Raw genomic sequence first — 18,372 nt, forward strand, 5'->3', positions numbered from 1 at the left:
GAAGATATTAGGCGGCGTTAGGGGAGTTCCAGCAACAATTACATCCAAATAAAGTAATGCAGGTAAAAGAAGCAAGACTAACAAGAGGGGGGAATTGCTGCACTGTATAGAGTGAAAGAAAAAAATGATGTGGAACACGAAAGGGATCGTAAGAACATCTTAGGAATTACTTAGCGGTTAAGAAGTCAGGAGGCTAATGCAGATGTGGTAGAAAAAGACCATTATATTATTCTTTCAGAGGGGAGAATTAAGATGTTGAAATGGGTAAAGAAACTGTGTTCAAAAAACGCCCACCCTGCATTGTTTGTGAGAAACAAGAAGGTGAGCTTCACTTTAAAAGAAACGAATTGGATTTGTGAAAATTGTGCCCCAAATTACGCATGAACAAGGTATTGAATAGATACCTATACTCTTTTACACCTTATCCCATAAACAAGAAAGTTGGTGGGCTTCTGATTCAAGAGCTATTAAATGATCATTATTAATAGAGTTATTCGTATACATTCTGTTCTTTTGAATGTTAAGGACTGTATAATTCACATCTTTATATTCATTTGAAAATGTTGATTCATTTAATAATGTCAGTGTTGAGTTGATGTTATATTTATCAATTCGCTCTTTTTTTCCTTTGAAAAATAGTTTAATAAGATGCGGCTCATCATTAATGAGCAAACCGAGTTCAGGTGATGAGCGGACGATTAAATTATCTGATAACCAATGTGATTTACCTGAATCAAACCAAGAAACCTCTTTGTTTTTAATAAATTTTTTGTACTGCTTTATAACATCAATGTAGTTTTGCTTTTTCTTCTGGTCAACAGTTTGTACTAATGTTTCAAAACAGTCAAAAGGTAGTTCGTTTTTATGAAATTTAATAATAGTTTCTCGTAATTGTTTCCAGTAATCAAAAACCGGGTGATATTCAGGTTGAGATTTTAGATTCTTTACTAAATTCGTTTTAGCTGCACTACTTTTCAGTGTGAAGTCTAAAAATTGTGTAAGTCCCACTTTAATTTCCGCCATGTTACACCCCCTTTCTAAACATTACCAATTCGATATTGGAAAGGGAAATCCTGCATTTTTAAGGAGGTGAACTAGATGCTAGAAAAATCGATGTTCATGCACAATGGCCATTGTAAAGCTGATCCAGAAATGCCAATTAATTTTATATATTTAGCCAAGGTGCGTGAATTTCGTGCCTTTTGTGTTTCTTATTAAGTATTGCTAATACGAAAAAAGGTCCTGTTGTTTCCAACAGGACCTTTCCTAAAATGGCAAAGAGTAACTCTTACCTTACTCTTCTCGTATATAATACCTGAAAAAGATAGATGTGTATACAACAAGAAATTCCAATATAATTATTCGAATATAGTGTTTAAAAATAATAAGGTGGGATTTAAAATAAGGAATTAAATTACAAATGTTGATTTATCAATTGGTTTGAATATTTTTCTATCATCTTGTAGTAAATAAAGTGATATTGAGATAATAAGATATGTAATTTTGCATACCGGATTGTAAAGTTGAATAAGGGTGTACATGATCTAAATGATACGGAAGTTGAGGAGAGTAATACTGAAATTTCATTAACTTGTTTACTGTGTGAAATAAATTCATTTGAATAGAAGCAAAAATAGAGGTTTGCCTTAGACATTTATGAAGGTTAAGAATATTTATAACGAAAGGAGTAAAATACACAGGTCTGATTTTTGTAATGATGGAGGGAATTGTTGTGGACATAACTCAAAGTATGGCACGAATCGTGGTTAATGGGAAAAATCTTCCGTTTCGTTCAGTTAGAACTTCTGTATGGAATCAAGGGCCTGTAAATGATTTAATTGTTTCGACAAACCTGAGAGTTGAGGAGCTTTATCAGTTTATGTGGTCGCAAGTGCCAGTTATGCTTGCGATGTATTTTCTTCAGGGCGCGGACTTAATGAGGTTTGCTAGAATTATTGGGATTAATCAAAGTGTAACGGGAGAATATATTTATCATTTCTCTTGGGGATAAAACGAATTTATAGTAGCTTAACAGCTGCTTTTTTATTTTGTAAGGAATTTTAGGAGATGATGCATATGAGGTTAGGAAAATAAGATTAGAGTGTGATATAGGTAATTTGTTACTATGTTTAAAGTTCGTAAAGATACTCAGTGACTTTTCTTAATACAAGGGGTTTTACAAACTAATGTATAAAAGTATATATACGAATAATTAAATGAATCGAATTTTGATTATGGCTAATATCCTTTCCATGTATATTGCGATTTTAAAAAAGTAAATAGGGGGACCGCTTTTTTGTCCCTCTGTTTTTTTTATTATCCACAAATAGTTCCAGTTGCTATACCAGTTAGAGCAAACCTTACTGGGACCGTATCTATAACTGTATTTGTAACAGTATTGATAACAGAAACAGTTTGAATTTTTAACAGGTAGATGTGTGAGTGAATAGGATGAAAGTAATTACTTAATGTTGGGATAGGTTATAAATGGAGAACCAACTAAAAGAAATATTTGGTGCATTGATAGCAGCTATAGGTACAATAACTTCCGCTATTGGAAGTACACCGTTCTATTTTATAAGTAGTAATGTAAGGGAGGATTTAAATATATATGGAAACACATTACAAGCAGTTGGTAACGCTTTAGAGGCTGATGGTCAAGGAGAAATATCTCTTGAAAAAATCGGAAATGAAATTCAATCAATTGGTAATGTAACTGTAATATCTGGATTGGTTATTGAGTTTAAAGATGAAACAAAAATAAAATTAGTGATTGCTGGGAATTGGACACAGACTTTAGGAGGACTTACAGCATTAGCAGATGAATTTGAAGATGCTTCAGATAAAAATGAATCTTTTAATATTGTAGGAAATTTATTGCAAGCTATAGGGAATTCATTGCAGGCAATTGGAGGGATTTATGAACTGAAAAGTATTAGAAGAGAGCGGCAGGATAGTAAAGACGAACTAGTAAATGATACGGAGGGGAACTTAGACAATCAAGTAAATAGTGAGCTGGATAAAAAGAAAGAAGGACAGTCAATAGATACCATAGGCAGTTGGATCCAAGCTGTAGGTTCTGTATTTTCATTAATTGGACAAATACGTGAAGAAAGTGAGGAGTTAGAAGGGAGCGATTGATAGACTAGCTTAAAAAATAAAATTGTAACTATCTTTTAAAATAATAAATGGTGATTTTTACTTTTTTTTGATGAACCATTTTTATATAAAAATCATATAATATGTTGTAGGACAAGTAACCAGCTTATAAACTATTTAATACTCAATGAGATTACCTTTTGTATATCTTCGCATCTACTGATTCAGATGCTCTTTTTTATCAAACAAAACGCCCATTATGATAGGAGGTTAATAATGGGGATGACATTAGAGGAATTAGAAAAGTGTTATATTAAAGCCTTAATTGAGGGAGCAGAGTACGTAGCTGTTCAGATTGAAATGGATGGATTTCATAGTGATGAAGTAATTATTAACGACAAATATAATATAGATTCTGAATTAAAGTATTATAAGAAAACATACAATGAAAATTTAGAACATAGATGGACCCCAGGGATTCGTATTATAGGTTTTGCATATGGCTATTCGTTTTCAGAAATTCTACATGAATTAGGATTGCTAGTGAAGTAATGATTAAACAAATAGCAGTTATTGTACGTGATGCCGTGATTTTTATGGCGTCTTTTTTTGTTGTGAAGGAAAGATAAAAATAAAAAAGAGAGCTTAAGCCCTCTTTTTAATAAATACCTAACTTTTATGCACAGATTGGAATCCCTAATGCTATTAAAGTCAATGCTACTTGAAGTGAAAGTTCTAATCTCGCAATTTCGATTCCAGCAACTGATACCACTAAAAGAGGTTGTCCATTAACGAACAAAATACAACTTTCCATGCTTACACCTCCTTTCTAGTAATCTACTACAGTATATGAATCAAATTTAAAAACGTTATAGATTAATTTATAAATTTAATAAAATTGATAAATTAATCTATTATATAAAGTGACTTTCAATAGTCTAATAGCTGCCTTTTTGTCACCTTATAAAAAGGATATGAATATATTGGTAGTATATAAAAGCATAGGAGTGATAGATATGTTTTTTGCAAAGTTACGTGGTAGAAATGAAGTCCCACCAGTAGAAACAGACGCTCGAGGAGAGGCTTTCTTTAAATTAAGTCGGGATGAACTTAGCCTAAAATTCAAGTTGGATCTATTCAATATAGAGGATGTAACAGCTGCCCATCTGCATCTTGGAGCAAAAGGAACGAACGGTCCTGTGATAGCTTTTTTATTTGGACCAATAACAAATCCGGTTTCAATAGAGTGTGCAACGCTTACGGGAATGATTACTCAAGAAGATTTGGTTGGGCCGTTAGCGGGTCAAACATTATCTACTCTTGTAAATGAAATCATATCTGGAAACATTTATATTAATGTTCATACAGTACAACATCCTAATGGTGAAATTCGTGGACAATTGAATTATTGCTAAGAAATTATAGTAGTGAAAAATAAAGCATCCGTTTAGGGTGCTTTTATTTTGTGGAGGATGTATAGATAGATAATTTACCTTTAATAATCTTGAAAATTCATTTGTATAGTTTCGAAAGGAATCGAATTGAATTAGAAATAGTGAATTTTTTATCTTTTTAGTTTGTAAAGTAATTATCGAAAACTTGTAAATGAAATGCCCCTCCGAAAATTAAATTAGTATTAGTAGATAAACTTTGTAAATGAAATATGAAAGTGTAAGAGATAATAGAAATTTTTAAACCTAATCAAAGCTAATAGACTAACTTTCAGCACCCACTGAAATAAAGAATCATAACATAATTTGTAATAACTTATATGAAAGTGAGCTGAAAAAAATGTTTTATTCGTATTTTTATTCTCAAGCGGGTATGCGACCAGCATATGGTACATCTATAACGTATAGCGGAGCACAAAGTACAGTTCAAGCTGTTCAACAAGCGTTACAAATGCAACAACAAATACAAATGCAGCAACAAGGTATCCAGCCGTATTATTCATCTATGGAGTATTTTTATCCAGTGCAACCTATTACACCGTATGGAAGTTCTTTTCTTACGATCCCATATGGAACTGTATTTAACCTATAAAGTGAAAGTTTAATTAGTTCGGGGCAAGTATCCCAAACCGATTATTAGGCCTTACCAATCGGGCATATACGGGGGGCAACAAGGTCCCCACCTAACTTTCTCGCATGTGCCGAATTGTGAGGTGTGAGCCTTGTTTGTCACAAATGGCGAGATGAAATTGTGTATATGTAAGCGTCAATTAGTCGTCACATATAATTTGTAAATAACCCATGAGATAATCTCCGTACATACTAAAAGTAGAGTTTTTGTTGTAAGAAGATACCGATTAAAGAAAGAATGGGAATTATCTAATCATGACACATGATGGTTAATGGCTTTGTATGAAAGGATACATGAATATTTATTTATACGGACGAAACAAACTTCCAAGTCTTACTTGAACAAGGTCGAGATACAACAAAGAAGTCCTATCTGTGGTTATATCGACAGGACGATTGTCATTTGACAATCAACCTACAAGAGCAGGTAAACATCCGAATCGTTTTTTACTGGCTTTGAAGTATATTTACAGTCATAACATCTTATATTTTGTTTATAATTGTAAATAGTTATTGGGATTTATAAGAGTTATTTCTTTTTTTATAAATAAAAATATAAAAAGGAAAAATAATGCAACTTTTTAACTCGCTTATTCGTGTTATATGTGAAAGGAGGAGGGGGATGGAAATTGAAGAAATATATAAGATTTATATCAACGATGTGTACCGGTATTTATTTTCCCTTTCTCGTAGCCATCATGTAGCGGAGGACTTGATGCAGGAGACTTTTTATCGGGCGTATCTTTATCTAGAAGACTATGAAAACCAAAAGGTAAAATCATGGCTTTTTAAAGTGGCATATCATACGTTTATTGATTTTGTTAGGAAAGAGAAAAAAGTATCTTTTGTAGGAACGGAGGAATTAGAGGCAATTCAAGCAGGTGAATCTACAGAAGAGTATGTAGTCGCAAAAAATAGTTATGAAAAACTAATTCAGATTATTCATACTTTGCCGGTGGTAGAGGCGCAAGCTATTTTATTATGTGATGTACATGAATTAACGTACGAAGAGGGTGCTTCTGTATTAGATTTAAAGTTAAACACGTATAAAAGTCACATATTTCGCGGGAGAAAGAGATTAAAACAATTGTTAAAGGAGGAAAAGAGTCAAAATGACAAATGATAAACCTCATTCCGAACAAGAAGATTATAAAGAATTGTTACAAGAAGCTCTTCAGCAAAGGCCTGCTTCTCTTCCTGATGGAAAACAGGAGCAAGTGTTGAAAATAGGAAAGAAAAGAGCGCGTATTACGAATGTTTTAATTGTATTTACTTTTTTATTACTTATTCAACCTATATTGTATATATCTACACTCGCATACTATGTATTTGCACCTACAAACGCAATGGAGATACGGAATGTAGTAAATCAAACGTTAAGTGTAACAGAACCAAATGTATTTTTGAAAGATAGGGACATGGAGCAATCATTGTTACCGCTTAGTTTACAATTGCATTTTGATTTGTATAAAAGGGTAGGGAAGAAAGATATTCGAATAGGAGAAGAGAAAACAGATTATGTATTTAGTAGAGCAACGAGAGTAAGCCGTGAATATACAACAGATGAAAAAATTCCAGAAATCCCGTATATAGATAACGAAGTATTGTCTCATCCTAATAATTATAATGCGTCCTATAATAGTAGCGAAGAAGCGCAGGTATTAAAGGGTCTTCCGCAAGAATCTGTAGTAGAAGCATTTGTATCTTTTAGAGAATTATTAAGTGTACAAGAGGTAACGAATATATTTCCTACTATTGATATTGTGTGGTATGCCGTTAATACAGGATTAGAGGAGAAGCAAATGAATGACGAGGGTATGTATGTTGCCCCGGTTGGCTTTCCGGCAGATATGATTTCAAGGCCAAGTGGTGCTTTTGTAAGTGATTCACCTCATGAGGAACAATTTATTGATGTGTTAAAGTCATTACAGAAGCATGAAAATTTAGCAGTGAAGCTATCTAGAGCGAAAGTATTAGAGTTGTCAAAGCGTATTTCTTTCCTTGAAAAAAATGGGGTAAAAACATATGGGGCAGTTGTAACAGGACCTAAAGCAGAAGTTGAAAAATTGATGAGCCACGAAAAAGTTAGAAAATTGAAAGTAGGTGAAGCGAGATTATGGAATTGGCATTCTTAAAAAAAAGAAAGAATCATATTTATAAACAGGAAACGTGGATGGGGACTATTTCATTAATTATTGCCTTTCTAGCGTTATTGTATTTGAACATTATATTGCTTATTCAAGAAACATTTATAGGTAAAGGTTTTCTGCAAATAGTTGGTATTGGAGTGGTGTGCTCAGTTGTAGGTATGATCACAAAAAGCAAAAGCCGAAAATATGCATTGTGGGCATGTAGTTTATTTGTTTTTATGTTGCTGTTTGCTATATTTGGATATATGTTAGGTTGGATGATAAGTTTTGGGCCATAAATATGTGGGAAAGAGCGAATGTAGATTCGCTCTTTTTTTATGTATTTAAAGTAAAATAGATAAAAGAAGCATCCATTAAATTTGAATGGAGTGCACTATACATCTAGGTTGTATTATTATGGATATCTTTTCCGCTCACGTACATATAAATAGGCGACAAGTTTAGTGCTAAAACAATAGCTCGTCCAAACATTACGGATCCCTCTTACATAATATGTAGTAATAAGCATGAAAGGGGAACTAGTATGTCTTGCTATAACTACTGTAAGTATTGTAAAGAGTATAAAAAGAAACAGCATGATTGTTGTAATAATACGAGTAAGTGTAATGACAACAAGGAAAAGCTTGTTAGGGCGTCAGCATTTAGAGCTAGAAATACGGTGGAGCAAACGGTTCCTGCCAATACTTTTGTAAAGGTATTGTTCCAAAATGAACAATTTGATTTAGCAAATGAGTATGATCCTGCAACTTCTATTTTTATGCCGAAGACTAAAGGAGTTTACTCTATTCTTGGAACAATTGGTTTCTTTCCAAACGATCCGAGCTTAAATTATAGAGCTCGTGTAGAAATTCGTGTGAATGGAAACGCGGCAATAGCTATAGATAATGACTTTTTCGGTCCAATCAGTTTTGGAAATGTAGTAAGTGTTTCGACAATCATTCAATTGAATGAAGGAGATCAAGTTGAGGTTTATGCGCAAAGTAGCATAGACGGAGTTTTAAGTCCTTCAGAAGACGGTTCACATTTTGAAGCGGCAAGATTCCCTTCTCCAATAAAATAAAGTTGGGTACAGAGAAGATAAAGAATAATCCTCACCAAAATGGTGGGGATATTTTATTCTATTGAAAATAGTAATAGTTTGTCCAAACAATTCTTATCTATGTTACATAGTATGTAATAATAAGTTTAAAGGGGGACTTACTACGTCTTATTATTACTGTAAGTATTGTAAAGATTACAAAGAGAAAAATCATGATTGCTTTAGAAAAAATAGTCAATGTGATAGAAAGTATGTAAAAGTGAATTGTTGTGATGATAAGAAAGAAAAACTTGTTAGGGCATCAGCATTTAGAGCTGTTAATACAATAAATCAACCTGTTCCTGAAAATACTTCAGTTAAAGTATTATTTCAAAATGAACAGTTTGATCTAGCAAATGAATTTAACCCAGCAACGTCTATTTTTATTCCGAAGACGAAAGGGGTATATAGTGTATTAGGGAATATAACATTTTCTCCAAATGATTTTAATGTAAATTACAGAGCTAGAGTTGAAATTCGTGTGAATGGAAATCCGGCAATAGCAATAGATAATGATTTCTTTGGGACTGGGGTATTTTTTAATAATGATGTTTCAGTAACGTCTATTCTTCAATTAGAAGCAGGAGATTCAGTTGAAATTTTTGCTGAGAGTAGTGTTGCTGGAGTAATTGTTCAAAATGTGAATGGTTTGAATACGGTTCATTTTGAAGCGGCAAGATTTCCGTCTCCAATTAAATAATGAAGAGAATAAAATAATTTTCAGTAGGTTTAGTGAATCCCCTTTACCAAATGGTAGGGGATTATTATTGTTTTTTGTAAAATATATAAGTAAACAGGTTAAATGTAGTTTATTTCAGGAGCATTTCGGATGATAGGAAGTAAGGGTGAAAGAGCTATCTTATTTTGAGTATTAGATTTTCTACAGATAATAAAAAGAGTACAACGAAAGTAGTAACATGATGGTGAAAGTTCTTTACCAGTACAATTGCTAGTTATTTTACGTTTTTTTCTTTACTATATAGAAATTACATATTTAACGTAAGTTTGTGTAGGTAATGTTATTGTATGGAAAGGAATAATAGTAAGGAAATTATACTATATAAAAATAAAATAAATCCTAATATGAGTAGTATTGGATGCAACTTGAACATGTTTGACCTCCTTGAGTATATAAAGATTTTAATACATCTATGGTCAATTTAGAAGGGAAATGTTTTAGATGAATCCTGTTTGAATAAATATACTAATGTAACAGAGGAGTGAAAGTAAAATTAATAAAGGAGTATTGCTCGGTACACTTTGATTAAATTGTTTATAAAGAGCAGGTGGATTTATCACACGTGAAATATAAAAGTGAACAGGCTTATATGTACAGGATGAGGGATAAATAAAAAAAGAGCATACACAAATGGTACGCTCTAAAGAAAGATAGGTTTTATGAGTGGATAATCTCCATACGATAATATATGCTCAATTAATAAAAACGTGTGAAAAATCAATAGATTATCAATGGAATATCATGAAATGAGTAATTGTGGTCTTTACCGAAGTTGTTTAGCTAACTAAATAGTACAGATTAACAACCAGATAGTAATCGCACTTCTGTTTCGTATTTCTTATAGTCTGGATATTGCGTAATAGTTTGACATTTAGGTGTGGAAAGTTGATTAATTATAGAAATATTTGTAATTACCTCGTTACAAGGGCCGAAAAATGTAATTTTTAGTTTTGAATTTGGTGGAACTTTGACCACGATAGGTTTTTTTTCCATGAAATCAGCTCCTAATACGCAGTATTGTATACTGCTTTTTTTATTTAATTTGTAAAGGCGTATGAATATATAATATGAAATTTTTAGTTGAGTTGATAATGATATGGAGTTTTATAGTGTGATCAGATTATGAAAAACTAGTAGAAACGTAATTAAAAGATTGTATATTTTTAAAAAAATATAGATTCCCCCTATTTATATTATAGATAGCTAGTTAGGCATAAGGAGCTTTCGCTAAAACTAGCTTTGAATATAATAATAAAAAGGAGATGAATTGTATTGGGGTATATTATCGATATCTCAAAATGGAATGGAACGATTAATTGGGATATTGCAGCATCTCAGCTAGATTTAGTTATTGCTAGAGTTCAAGATGGTTCGAATACGGTAGATTATATGTATCAAAATTATGTGAATGAAATGAAGAAACGTAGTATCCCATTTGGTAATTATGCATTTTGTCGCTTTATATCTATTGCTGATGCAAGGAAAGAGGCACAAGATTTTTGGAATCGTGGCGATAAATCTGCTAAGTTTTGGGTGGTAGACGTAGAAATTCAAACGATGATGGATATGCAAGGAGGGACACAAGCGTATATAGACGAATTACGCCGTCTAGGTGCGAAAAAAATAGGCTTATATGTGGGGCATCATACGTATGTATCATTTGGAGCGCGTAATATTGAAGTAGACTTTGTATGGGTACCTCGTTATGGAGGAAATAAGCCAGCATATCCGTGTGATATTTGGCAATATACTGATTCGGGAAATGTTCCGGGTATTGGGAAATGTGATTTAAACCAATTAATAGGAAATAAGTCGCTTTCTTGGTTTATAGGTTTTGATCGAATAAATCAATCTATTCAATCCGGCAAAGAGGATGCACAGCAATCAAACGGTATAGGTATTGCAGTTTCCAAATATCCTGATGGATATGGTATAAACGTATATGAAAATCCTGCAAATCCACGGTTTACAGGTATAATAACTCCAAAAACTCCATATGTAGTCTTACATGGTTATTGGGGAGGCACAGATAAAGATATGATTTGCTTAGGCAATGATAAACAATGGGTATATGTGAAATATTTTGATGTGAAATGGTTTTATGCATCTTCAAAATATCCCGTTGGGTATGGAGTTAACTATTATGCAGAGCCTGAATGTATAAATAATAAAGGGAGTATAGATGGATCGAAATCTTTTCGTGTGTGGGGCAGAGCGAAAAATGCGATAGATATCGGGCAAAATAATTGGATACTTGAAGAACATGTAACTATTAATTTGCTATAAATAGTTGCTTGTTTTTAATAATACGTAAAGGGTCATATTACACATACATAGTAAGATGACCTTTAATATTTGAACAAAAAGTACATGATACATAGTTTATTCAAATGAAATGAATTACATGTAGAAAACACATTGTATACACAACAATACTGTATAGTTATTCTTATATAATAATAAAAGTGAGGTATTTTGAATTGAAAAAGAAAAAGCTATTTTTAGGGACGATTATTTCATGCGTAGTATTGGCATTATCTGCATGTGGTTCCTCAGGCAACGTAGTAACATCAAAAGTAGGAAATGTTACAGAGAAAGAGTTAAGTAAAGAGTTAAGACAAAAATATGGGGAAAGTACTTTATATCAAATGGTGTTAAGTAAGGCATTGCTAGATAAATATAAAGTTTCAGATGAAGAAGCAAAAAAACAAGTAGAAGAAGCAAAAGATAAAATGGGAGACAACTTCAAATCGACTCTAGAGCAAGTTGGATTGAAAAATGAAGATGAATTAAAAGAGAAAATGAAGCCAGAAATTGCATTTGAAAAAGCGATTAAAGCTACTGTCACAGAAAAAGATGTCAAAGATAACTATAAGCCAGAACTGAAAGTAAGTCACATTTTAGTGAAAGATGAAAAGACTGCTAAAGAAGTGAAAGAGAAAGTAAATAATGGTGAAGACTTTGCGGCTCTAGCGAAGCAATACTCAGAGGATACTGGTTCAAAAGAACAAGGCGGAGAAATAGCTGGTTTTGCTCCAGGGCAAACGGTGAAAGAATTTGAGGAAGCTGCATATAAATTAGATGCAGGACAAGTAAGTGATCCGGTAAAAACAACTTACGGTTACCATATTATTAAAGTGACAGATAAAAAAGAATTGAAGCCATTTGATGAAGTGAAAGATGATATTCGTAAAGATTTAGAACAGCAAAGACTACAAGACACGACAGGTAAATGGAAGCAACAAGTAGTCAATGATTTATTGAAAGATGCTGATATTAAGGTGAATGATAAAGAATTTAAAAATACATTTGAATTTCTAGAAAAGAAATAATGACTGCAATTAGAAAAGGGAACCTTTATAGGTTCCCTTTTCTAGTTAGTGTGTGAGTTATAAATAGATAGTAAGACAATACAATATTACATATAAATATTAAGAATTACAATGGGAATATATGTAATATTTTAAAGGTGGAATAATCATTACTTCATAAAATGTTGATATTATAATGTTTTGTTTGATTAATTTTATTAAATATAAAGCAAAGTTATTATTTTTATCCCACTATTTGTAGGCAGTATCATTTGCTTGGGCTAATTATTAGTTGGGAATGAACAAAACTTGAATTGATTTAAATTTTACTTTATAGATGTTGATAAACATAATTTACAGAATGAAACATACAATAATATTGATGCTAAATGAAGGGGGAAGTAGAGCATTCTATTAAAATGGATGTTCTTTTTAGTATGGAATTTTCAGAGGAAGAATGAACATTGTTACATGGATTATTGAATAGATAAATATATTACGTAGGAGGAGAACATGTGAAAGTAATCTTTCAAAGAGAAGGTGCAGGGAAAATTTTTGAATCGTATGATGAAGATATAAGTAACTTATTAGCGATTTTAAAAGAAACGAAAGGGATTAAGATCGGGATGGTTGAGTATGAAGTATTAAAATACGAATTAGAGTATTTTCGTAACCCTAAAAAAGCAGTAACAGAGAGGGAGTTACATATAATAGTACAACCAAAATATATTGAATAATTTAGATGGAATTATTTATCCCACTTTAATGGGCAGTAAGACCCCCACCTCACAATTCAGCGAAAGCAAAGAATTTATGTGGGGGATCAACTGCCCATAAAAGTCCGATTGGTTCAACTAATAATCAGTGGGGGATGAAGAAAATCCCCACTGATTAAAGTTTCACTTTATAGATAGTCTTATACAGTATGTACGAAAAGAGAGTGTTTAAATTGCTCTCTTTTCATAGAAGTTTTGTGAGTTCGTTCTGTATAATATATGCTTGCTTTTATAGATGGTTAATAAACTCGAAAAGTAAAACTTTTTGGTTTAGGCAGGGATTTTATATTTGAGTAGATAAACGTTCATATATATTGTTTTTTTATAAAAATATTGGAGGAGTAAAAATGAGTTTAGCAAGTTATATAGGGTGCAATGTAGAAATTCCGTTAACAGATCCAGATTCTAATGATGTAATTGTTTTTGGATCGTGCTTTTCAGATGAAAGTATGCGTGGAATTGTACAAGAGTTTCAATTTCAAACAAGTTACACGTATGAAGTTTCAACGAGTTGGGGCATTGAGCTTGATGAGTGGCAAAGTGAAAGGGAGAAGAGAGAAGCTAAAAAAAGCTATTAGCTTTATGCTCGATTATGGAAGGCTATTTAAATGAAGGGGACTATTTTGAATTATTCAGTTGTTGGGGTGGTGATGAAGATAAAGAACGAGTGGGAGAGTTAAAATTAAAAATAAATCATTTCAATGTAGATGGGATTTGTATTCCGGAAAGAACTCTTGTCACAATAGAAAAATAAATATAGAAATATATGTTATGAGAAAAAGCGACTTCAACTTGTATGAAGTCGTTTTTTTGTTGATATTTGGACGTCCTATTAAATAAGAAGTGAAAAGCTCATTTGATGAAGAAAAAATAATGATGGATAAAAATATAATTTAAATCATTTCAAAAGAACGTAGGTTCGTGTATAATTAGAACGAATGTTCTTGTGTTGTGGGTAGTATACGATTTAGAAAGAACGCGAAACATTATTTACGGACAGTTGATTTTCAATTTACTTTCCTCGCCTGTAGCGATTATTGAGGTATGAGCTTTACTGTCTATTAATGTGGGGTAAATATGAGCCAAGCAATTATGAAAGAATAATCGAAGAACAATATGTATGAAATCAAATGGATAAATGATCAAGGAGATTAAGAAATGAATAATGTAAAGGTGCAAAAAGAAGAAAGAGAATGGGTTCCATTTACAGTAATGTCGGAACAGTTGTTAAGTATGCGAAAGGTTGTTGGGGAAAAGTTTAAAGTACAAAAACCGCTTTTAACAAACGAAGCGAAAGAGAACATTTCAGATAAATTATTAACGTCGTTATTGTCTGAGAAAGAAATATTAGTGACATATTTTGAAGATGGATACATACTAACAAGCTATATGACAGTTGTACATATAAACCCGCTAAAGCGCATTGTAATATGTACTGACGCTTTTTATAAAACATACGTATTTAATGCTGCGGATATTATTGAACTAACATAAAGGAAGCTGAAATTTAAGTTTTAGCTTTTTTATTTTTGTTAGATGAGGGATAGAAATAATGAAACGAAAAAGCAGCTAGCTTCAGACTAGCTGCTAAGCCCCAGGGAAAGGGAGAAAAAGATAGGGTACTCCAAAAATCAATAATAGCTGTGTAACAGCCTGATTATAGTATAGACAAATTCAAAATTTCTAAACAGAACGATAAAAAAATAGCATTAGGCTGTACCTACTTGGTTTTGATCTGCAAGGTCAGAATCAAACGTATTAGTCGCGCTCACGCCATTAAAAGTATTAACAACAAAACCGACGTTTGAAGCACCAGATCCATTATAAGCCTTCGTATTTTCTTTCGGAGAAACGTTGTAGAAATCACCTAAGTTAAATGAACCGTTACTATTTTGTACAACTAAATTCCCTACAACTGAGGGCATAGTTTTCACCCACTTTACAATCATTTGTTAACACTACTATATGGCCGTATAGTCCAAATGGTTCATGTAACAAAATTGTGGAATAGTAAATCGTTTGAAGTGTAGCTTAATCCTACAATAAAAGTATGTTAAAATTAATGTATGGTCGATTAACTTTTTGGGAGAATTGTATAATTAATATATGTGAAATAAAAGGAGGCAAAATGTAATGAATAATGTTATAAAAAAAGTAGATTTAACAGATGCAAAATCAAGTAATCTTGTTGCACTAATTTATAGCAATGAAGTTATATTGGTTGAAGAAGCATTTTGTCCAAATGAAATAAAATTAAAGTTTAATGAAATTGCAATTTTATCTGTCATTAAAACAGCACATATAATGAAAGTATCCATCAGAAAAGAACTGGAAGCAATTTTTCATGACACTGGTGTTTTATTTGTGAAGCATAGTGTTGAGTATGGTAACAGTCAATCTATTACTATGCATTTTGAGCAATTTAAAAAGTTGCAGCATGAGATTGAGAATTTAAAGAAAAGTATGTAATCAGATTAAGTGAAGATTCTTTCATAGAGGTGAACTGTTCTATGTTGAAAAAATGGTTTGAAAATTTTTTGAATGAAACTCATTGTAAACATAAATATATTTTTATTAAGATGCAGGATAATGAAGATTTTAAAAGTGGTAAGCTAGGTATAGCTTATGTGTATCGTTGTAAGAAATGCGGGAAAGAGAAGCTGAAATTTAAAAACAATAACGAAATAAATAATGAATTTTTTGATACATAAAAAAGAGTAACCGTTATCGTTACTCTTTTTGCTTATATAAAAACTCCTTCTAAAGTATGAAATGAGTTGATACTTTAGTAATTGGCTGAATAAAAAAGAAGATAATAAAATATTGTAAAGGAGGAGAGAGGCTTGAAACGAAATAACAGTGGGAAAAGTGTAATTATTACAGGAGTGACGCAAGGGTTAGGTCGTGCAATGGTTGATCGATTTCATGAATTGGGATGGAATATATATGGCTGTGGACGTTCAAAAGATAAAATTGAAGAATTGAAAAAATATTACGGTAATACACATGACTTTCAAATAATTGATGTTTCAGATTCTCAGCAAGTAAGCGATTGGGCAAATTATATACTTCATAGAAATAGAGCACCTGATCTGTTAATAAATAATGCATCGATTGTTAATAAAAATGCGCCACTCTGGAAAGTAACTGCTCAAGAATTCGAAAATGTAATGAATGTAAACGTAAACGGTGTAGTAAATGTAATAAGAGCATTTGTCCCAGCAATGATAGCTAGGAAAGAAGGAATGATTATTAATATGAGTTCTAGTTGGGGGAGAGAAGGAGAAGCTGAGCTTGCGCCATATTGTGCCTCAAAGTTTGCAATTGAAGGCATCACGAAATCTTTGGCACTGGAATTGCCTTATGGTATGGCTGTTGTTGCTTTAGACCCGGGTGGAAGTATTAGTACCCCGATGCTGTATTCGTGTGCACCGCAGTATGTAAACGATTCACCCACACCTGAAATGTGGTCCCATCATGCCATTCAATATATATTGAATATAACAATAGATAAAAATGGAGCTTCATTGACATGTCCAGAATGTATGTAAATATAAATTGAAATGGCATATTTTTAGTACTGCACACTTTGTCTAAAAAGTACCTATAAGGTGCTTTTTTGTATGATTAGCACATTATTGAATGCACAAAATTACATATAGAAAATAAATATGAGTTAAAGGATGCCATTTCTGTATTTCAAAAGTAGTAGAAAATTTCTAAATAGGTGATAAAAATGAACCCAAGCGGTTTAAAAGTGACAGGAGCATGGTTTCAAGTAGGCGGAAATCTTACAGCGGCAATTGGGACGACAAGAGGATTTATCGGAGAAGAGAAAGTTGAATCAAATCTTGTAATTGTAGGAAGCTCATTACAAGCCCTCGGATATATATTGCAAATTATAGCGAGTAATGAAACTGAAGATGAAGGTGACAGTGACAGAGAGAATCAAAATACGTGTTTGAAAAATAAAAGTGAAATGCTTGATAAAACGGGCATTGAGTTATTAGCATTAGGGAATATATCAAATGTAATAGGAACGTATTTTAATATAAATGAGCAATTGAAAGAAAATGATTATCTTATAATTGTCGGGAACAGTTTACAATCGATTGGTGCACTTTTAGGAGTGGAAGCGGCTTTGCTTGAGATGAAAGCAGTACAGAGAATTATAATATTAGGTAATTCTCTGCAAAGTTTAGGTGCTGGACTTCAAGCATATCAAGGTATTATTAATATATCAAATAACGAAATTGAAAAGGAGGACAGTACGGTTGATAAGAAAAATGAGAGAATAATAGCACTCATTGGTGTTTGGATACAAGCGATAGGAACGGCTATTTCTGCTATTGGACTAACTTTAATAGAGAAAGAAGAAAGGTTAGAAAAAATAATTATATGAAATTGTTCATATAAAGGAGATGTGTAAAATTTCAATTTTACATAAGTAGAAAAGTTGAAGTAGTAGGTTTTTTTGTATTAGAATAGAATATATAGCAGTAAAAAAGATAGTAGTGGCAAATGAAAAATAAAAATGCGAAAAAATGGTTTTATTAGCGTTAAATAGAAGAGAGATTAAAAATACAAAGCAAGGAGTTTTCAAGAGATGATGTATTTGTTGGCAATTCTTCTTCCACCTGTAGCCGTATTATTTTGTGGAAAACCATTTCAAGCAATAATTAACTTCATATTAACATTAATTTTTTGGGTTCCAGGCGTTATACATGCGATATTAGTTGTACATGATCAAAAAGCGGATCGGCGATTAAAAAAACAAATTCAAGCATATGATGAAATGAATAAGAGAAATAGAAGATAGTTGAGTCGTGAAATGAAAAAAGAAAGGGGGATTACCTCCTTTCTTTTTTCATTTTGTTTAAGTTTAAATTTTAGTATAGCGGAAAGAATTTTTAATATAAGTATTGTGATAATTAGTTTTAGATTGTGCGTTTAATAAACCGGTGTAAATGTTTTCAGGCACGTTAAAGAAATCATACATTCCATTCTTTAATTGAATACGCAAAATCATAGAAAATGGATTATAACCAACAGCAACTAAATTTTTTGAAATCACGGGAGATAGCTCCATTATTTCGCAACTCCTCACTTTTCATTTTTTATTATTTCTTGTAGATGTT

25 protein-coding genes and 2 pseudogenes are annotated in these 18,372 nt (G+C 32.1%); 22 read left to right on the forward strand and 5 right to left on the reverse strand.

Features of this window, described 5'->3' with window-relative positions:
• Nucleotides 1-6: 6 nt before the first annotated feature.
• Nucleotides 7-74: pseudogene (locus tag ACUXEY_RS16490) on the forward strand (helix-turn-helix domain-containing protein); the annotation flags it as partial.
• Nucleotides 75-414: 340 nt separating this feature from the next.
• On the opposite strand, the gene ACUXEY_RS16495 reads toward ACUXEY_RS16490, so the two are convergent.
• Nucleotides 415-1,023: a hypothetical protein gene (locus ACUXEY_RS16495; protein ID WP_461301143.1), complete on the reverse strand. Its 609-nt coding sequence runs from the start codon at nucleotides 1,021-1,023 to the stop codon at nucleotides 415-417.
• 691 nt (nucleotides 1,024-1,714) lie between these two features.
• Between ACUXEY_RS16495 and ACUXEY_RS16500 the strand changes: the two genes are divergently transcribed.
• The 3 genes from ACUXEY_RS16500 to ACUXEY_RS16510 all read left to right on the forward strand — a co-directional run bounded on the left by ACUXEY_RS16500 (nucleotide 1,715) and on the right by ACUXEY_RS16510 (nucleotide 3,651).
• A complete protein-coding gene (locus ACUXEY_RS16500; protein ID WP_461301144.1) occupies nucleotides 1,715-2,011 on the forward strand; it encodes a hypothetical protein in 297 nt (98 codons plus the stop codon).
• A gap of 476 nt (nucleotides 2,012-2,487) precedes the next feature.
• Nucleotides 2,488-3,141, forward strand: coding sequence for a DUF6944 family repetitive protein (locus tag ACUXEY_RS16505; protein WP_461301145.1), 654 nt, complete (start codon nucleotides 2,488-2,490; stop codon nucleotides 3,139-3,141).
• Nucleotides 3,142-3,375: 234 nt separating this feature from the next.
• A complete protein-coding gene (locus ACUXEY_RS16510) occupies nucleotides 3,376-3,651 on the forward strand; it encodes a hypothetical protein (protein WP_242251870.1) in 276 nt (91 codons plus the stop codon).
• 124 nt (nucleotides 3,652-3,775) lie between these two features.
• Here ACUXEY_RS16510 and ACUXEY_RS16515 read toward each other — a convergent pair whose 3' ends face one another.
• On the reverse strand, nucleotides 3,776-3,913 hold the full coding sequence (locus ACUXEY_RS16515; RefSeq protein ID WP_098654712.1) for a DUF3956 family protein: 138 nt from the start codon (nucleotides 3,911-3,913) through the stop codon (nucleotides 3,776-3,778).
• A gap of 202 nt (nucleotides 3,914-4,115) precedes the next feature.
• Between ACUXEY_RS16515 and ACUXEY_RS16520 the strand changes: the two genes are divergently transcribed.
• From ACUXEY_RS16520 to ACUXEY_RS16555, 8 genes are all read left to right on the forward strand, one after another.
• Entirely contained in the window at nucleotides 4,116-4,514 is a 399-nt protein-coding gene (locus ACUXEY_RS16520; RefSeq protein ID WP_063223409.1) for a CHRD domain-containing protein, read from the forward strand.
• Nucleotides 4,515-4,890: 376 nt separating this feature from the next.
• Nucleotides 4,891-5,142: a DUF3947 family protein gene (locus ACUXEY_RS16525; RefSeq protein ID WP_063223408.1), complete on the forward strand. Its 252-nt coding sequence runs from the start codon at nucleotides 4,891-4,893 to the stop codon at nucleotides 5,140-5,142.
• 342 nt (nucleotides 5,143-5,484) lie between these two features.
• On the forward strand, nucleotides 5,485-5,640 hold the full coding sequence (locus tag ACUXEY_RS16530; RefSeq protein ID WP_461301175.1) for an IS66 family transposase: 156 nt from the start codon (nucleotides 5,485-5,487) through the stop codon (nucleotides 5,638-5,640).
• 162 nt (nucleotides 5,641-5,802) lie between these two features.
• The gene (locus ACUXEY_RS16535; protein WP_063223407.1) at nucleotides 5,803-6,303 is read left to right on the forward strand and encodes a sigma-70 family RNA polymerase sigma factor; all 501 of its coding nucleotides are present in this window, start codon (nucleotides 5,803-5,805) and stop codon (nucleotides 6,301-6,303) included.
• Entirely contained in the window at nucleotides 6,293-7,315 is a 1,023-nt protein-coding gene (locus ACUXEY_RS16540; protein ID WP_461301146.1) for an anti-sigma factor, read from the forward strand. The genes ACUXEY_RS16535 and ACUXEY_RS16540 overlap by 11 nt, the downstream gene beginning before the upstream one ends.
• A complete protein-coding gene (locus ACUXEY_RS16545; RefSeq protein WP_166704319.1) occupies nucleotides 7,297-7,608 on the forward strand; it encodes a hypothetical protein in 312 nt (103 codons plus the stop codon). Before ACUXEY_RS16540 ends, ACUXEY_RS16545 begins: the two co-directional genes overlap by 19 nt.
• A gap of 245 nt (nucleotides 7,609-7,853) precedes the next feature.
• The gene (locus ACUXEY_RS16550; protein ID WP_461301147.1) at nucleotides 7,854-8,390 is read left to right on the forward strand and encodes a C1q-like domain-containing protein; all 537 of its coding nucleotides are present in this window, start codon (nucleotides 7,854-7,856) and stop codon (nucleotides 8,388-8,390) included.
• A 106-nt stretch (nucleotides 8,391-8,496) separates the two neighbouring features.
• Nucleotides 8,497-9,108 carry a complement C1q domain-containing protein gene (locus ACUXEY_RS16555; protein ID WP_166704359.1) on the forward strand — a complete coding sequence of 204 codons (612 nt, stop codon included), beginning with the start codon at nucleotides 8,497-8,499 and terminating at the stop codon, nucleotides 9,106-9,108.
• An 837-nt stretch (nucleotides 9,109-9,945) separates the two neighbouring features.
• Here the strand turns inward: ACUXEY_RS16555 and ACUXEY_RS16560 are convergent.
• On the reverse strand, nucleotides 9,946-10,140 hold the full coding sequence (locus ACUXEY_RS16560) for a hypothetical protein (RefSeq protein WP_098345735.1): 195 nt from the start codon (nucleotides 10,138-10,140) through the stop codon (nucleotides 9,946-9,948).
• Nucleotides 10,141-10,419: 279 nt separating this feature from the next.
• Here ACUXEY_RS16560 and ACUXEY_RS16565 point away from each other — a divergent pair, with 279 nt between their 5' ends.
• The 5 genes and pseudogenes from ACUXEY_RS16565 to ACUXEY_RS16585 all read left to right on the forward strand — a co-directional run bounded on the left by ACUXEY_RS16565 (nucleotide 10,420) and on the right by ACUXEY_RS16585 (nucleotide 14,728).
• Nucleotides 10,420-11,433, forward strand: coding sequence for a glycoside hydrolase family 25 protein (locus tag ACUXEY_RS16565; RefSeq protein WP_461301148.1), 1,014 nt, complete (start codon nucleotides 10,420-10,422; stop codon nucleotides 11,431-11,433).
• A gap of 194 nt (nucleotides 11,434-11,627) precedes the next feature.
• On the forward strand, nucleotides 11,628-12,479 hold the full coding sequence (locus ACUXEY_RS16570) for a peptidylprolyl isomerase PrsA (protein WP_461301149.1): 852 nt from the start codon (nucleotides 11,628-11,630) through the stop codon (nucleotides 12,477-12,479).
• Between the two features lie 494 nt (nucleotides 12,480-12,973).
• A complete protein-coding gene (locus tag ACUXEY_RS16575; RefSeq protein WP_461301150.1) occupies nucleotides 12,974-13,195 on the forward strand; it encodes a hypothetical protein in 222 nt (73 codons plus the stop codon).
• A 386-nt stretch (nucleotides 13,196-13,581) separates the two neighbouring features.
• A pseudogene (locus ACUXEY_RS16580) lies at nucleotides 13,582-13,988 on the forward strand (hypothetical protein).
• Nucleotides 13,989-14,392: 404 nt separating this feature from the next.
• Nucleotides 14,393-14,728, forward strand: a complete 336-nt coding sequence (locus ACUXEY_RS16585; RefSeq protein ID WP_461301151.1) for a YolD-like family protein — start codon at nucleotides 14,393-14,395, stop codon at nucleotides 14,726-14,728.
• 215 nt (nucleotides 14,729-14,943) lie between these two features.
• Here ACUXEY_RS16585 and gerPF read toward each other — a convergent pair whose 3' ends face one another.
• Nucleotides 14,944-15,159: a spore germination protein GerPF gene (gerPF, locus tag ACUXEY_RS16590; RefSeq protein ID WP_001141565.1), complete on the reverse strand. Its 216-nt coding sequence runs from the start codon at nucleotides 15,157-15,159 to the stop codon at nucleotides 14,944-14,946.
• 208 nt (nucleotides 15,160-15,367) lie between these two features.
• Here gerPF and ACUXEY_RS16595 point away from each other — a divergent pair, with 208 nt between their 5' ends.
• The 5 genes from ACUXEY_RS16595 to ACUXEY_RS16615 all read left to right on the forward strand — a co-directional run bounded on the left by ACUXEY_RS16595 (nucleotide 15,368) and on the right by ACUXEY_RS16615 (nucleotide 18,053).
• The gene (locus ACUXEY_RS16595; RefSeq protein ID WP_166689182.1) at nucleotides 15,368-15,703 is read left to right on the forward strand and encodes a hypothetical protein; all 336 of its coding nucleotides are present in this window, start codon (nucleotides 15,368-15,370) and stop codon (nucleotides 15,701-15,703) included.
• Nucleotides 15,704-15,744: 41 nt separating this feature from the next.
• Entirely contained in the window at nucleotides 15,745-15,945 is a 201-nt protein-coding gene (locus tag ACUXEY_RS16600) for a hypothetical protein (RefSeq protein WP_461301152.1), read from the forward strand.
• A gap of 111 nt (nucleotides 15,946-16,056) precedes the next feature.
• Complete coding sequence (locus tag ACUXEY_RS16605) at nucleotides 16,057-16,785, forward strand: SDR family oxidoreductase (RefSeq protein ID WP_461301176.1); 729 nt, start codon at nucleotides 16,057-16,059, stop codon at nucleotides 16,783-16,785.
• A gap of 185 nt (nucleotides 16,786-16,970) precedes the next feature.
• Nucleotides 16,971-17,636 (forward strand): DUF6944 family repetitive protein, encoded by a 666-nt coding sequence (locus tag ACUXEY_RS16610; RefSeq protein ID WP_461301153.1) that lies wholly within the window; start codon nucleotides 16,971-16,973, stop codon nucleotides 17,634-17,636.
• A 204-nt stretch (nucleotides 17,637-17,840) separates the two neighbouring features.
• A complete protein-coding gene (locus ACUXEY_RS16615) occupies nucleotides 17,841-18,053 on the forward strand; it encodes a YqaE/Pmp3 family membrane protein (protein ID WP_166704328.1) in 213 nt (70 codons plus the stop codon).
• Between the two features lie 63 nt (nucleotides 18,054-18,116).
• Here ACUXEY_RS16615 and ACUXEY_RS16620 read toward each other — a convergent pair whose 3' ends face one another.
• Nucleotides 18,117-18,323: a KTSC domain-containing protein gene (locus ACUXEY_RS16620; RefSeq protein ID WP_166704329.1), complete on the reverse strand. Its 207-nt coding sequence runs from the start codon at nucleotides 18,321-18,323 to the stop codon at nucleotides 18,117-18,119.
• Between the last annotated feature and the right edge of the window lie 49 nt (nucleotides 18,324-18,372).

It is taken from the genome of Bacillus sp. F9_6S_D1_P_5, from assembly GCF_054823925.1.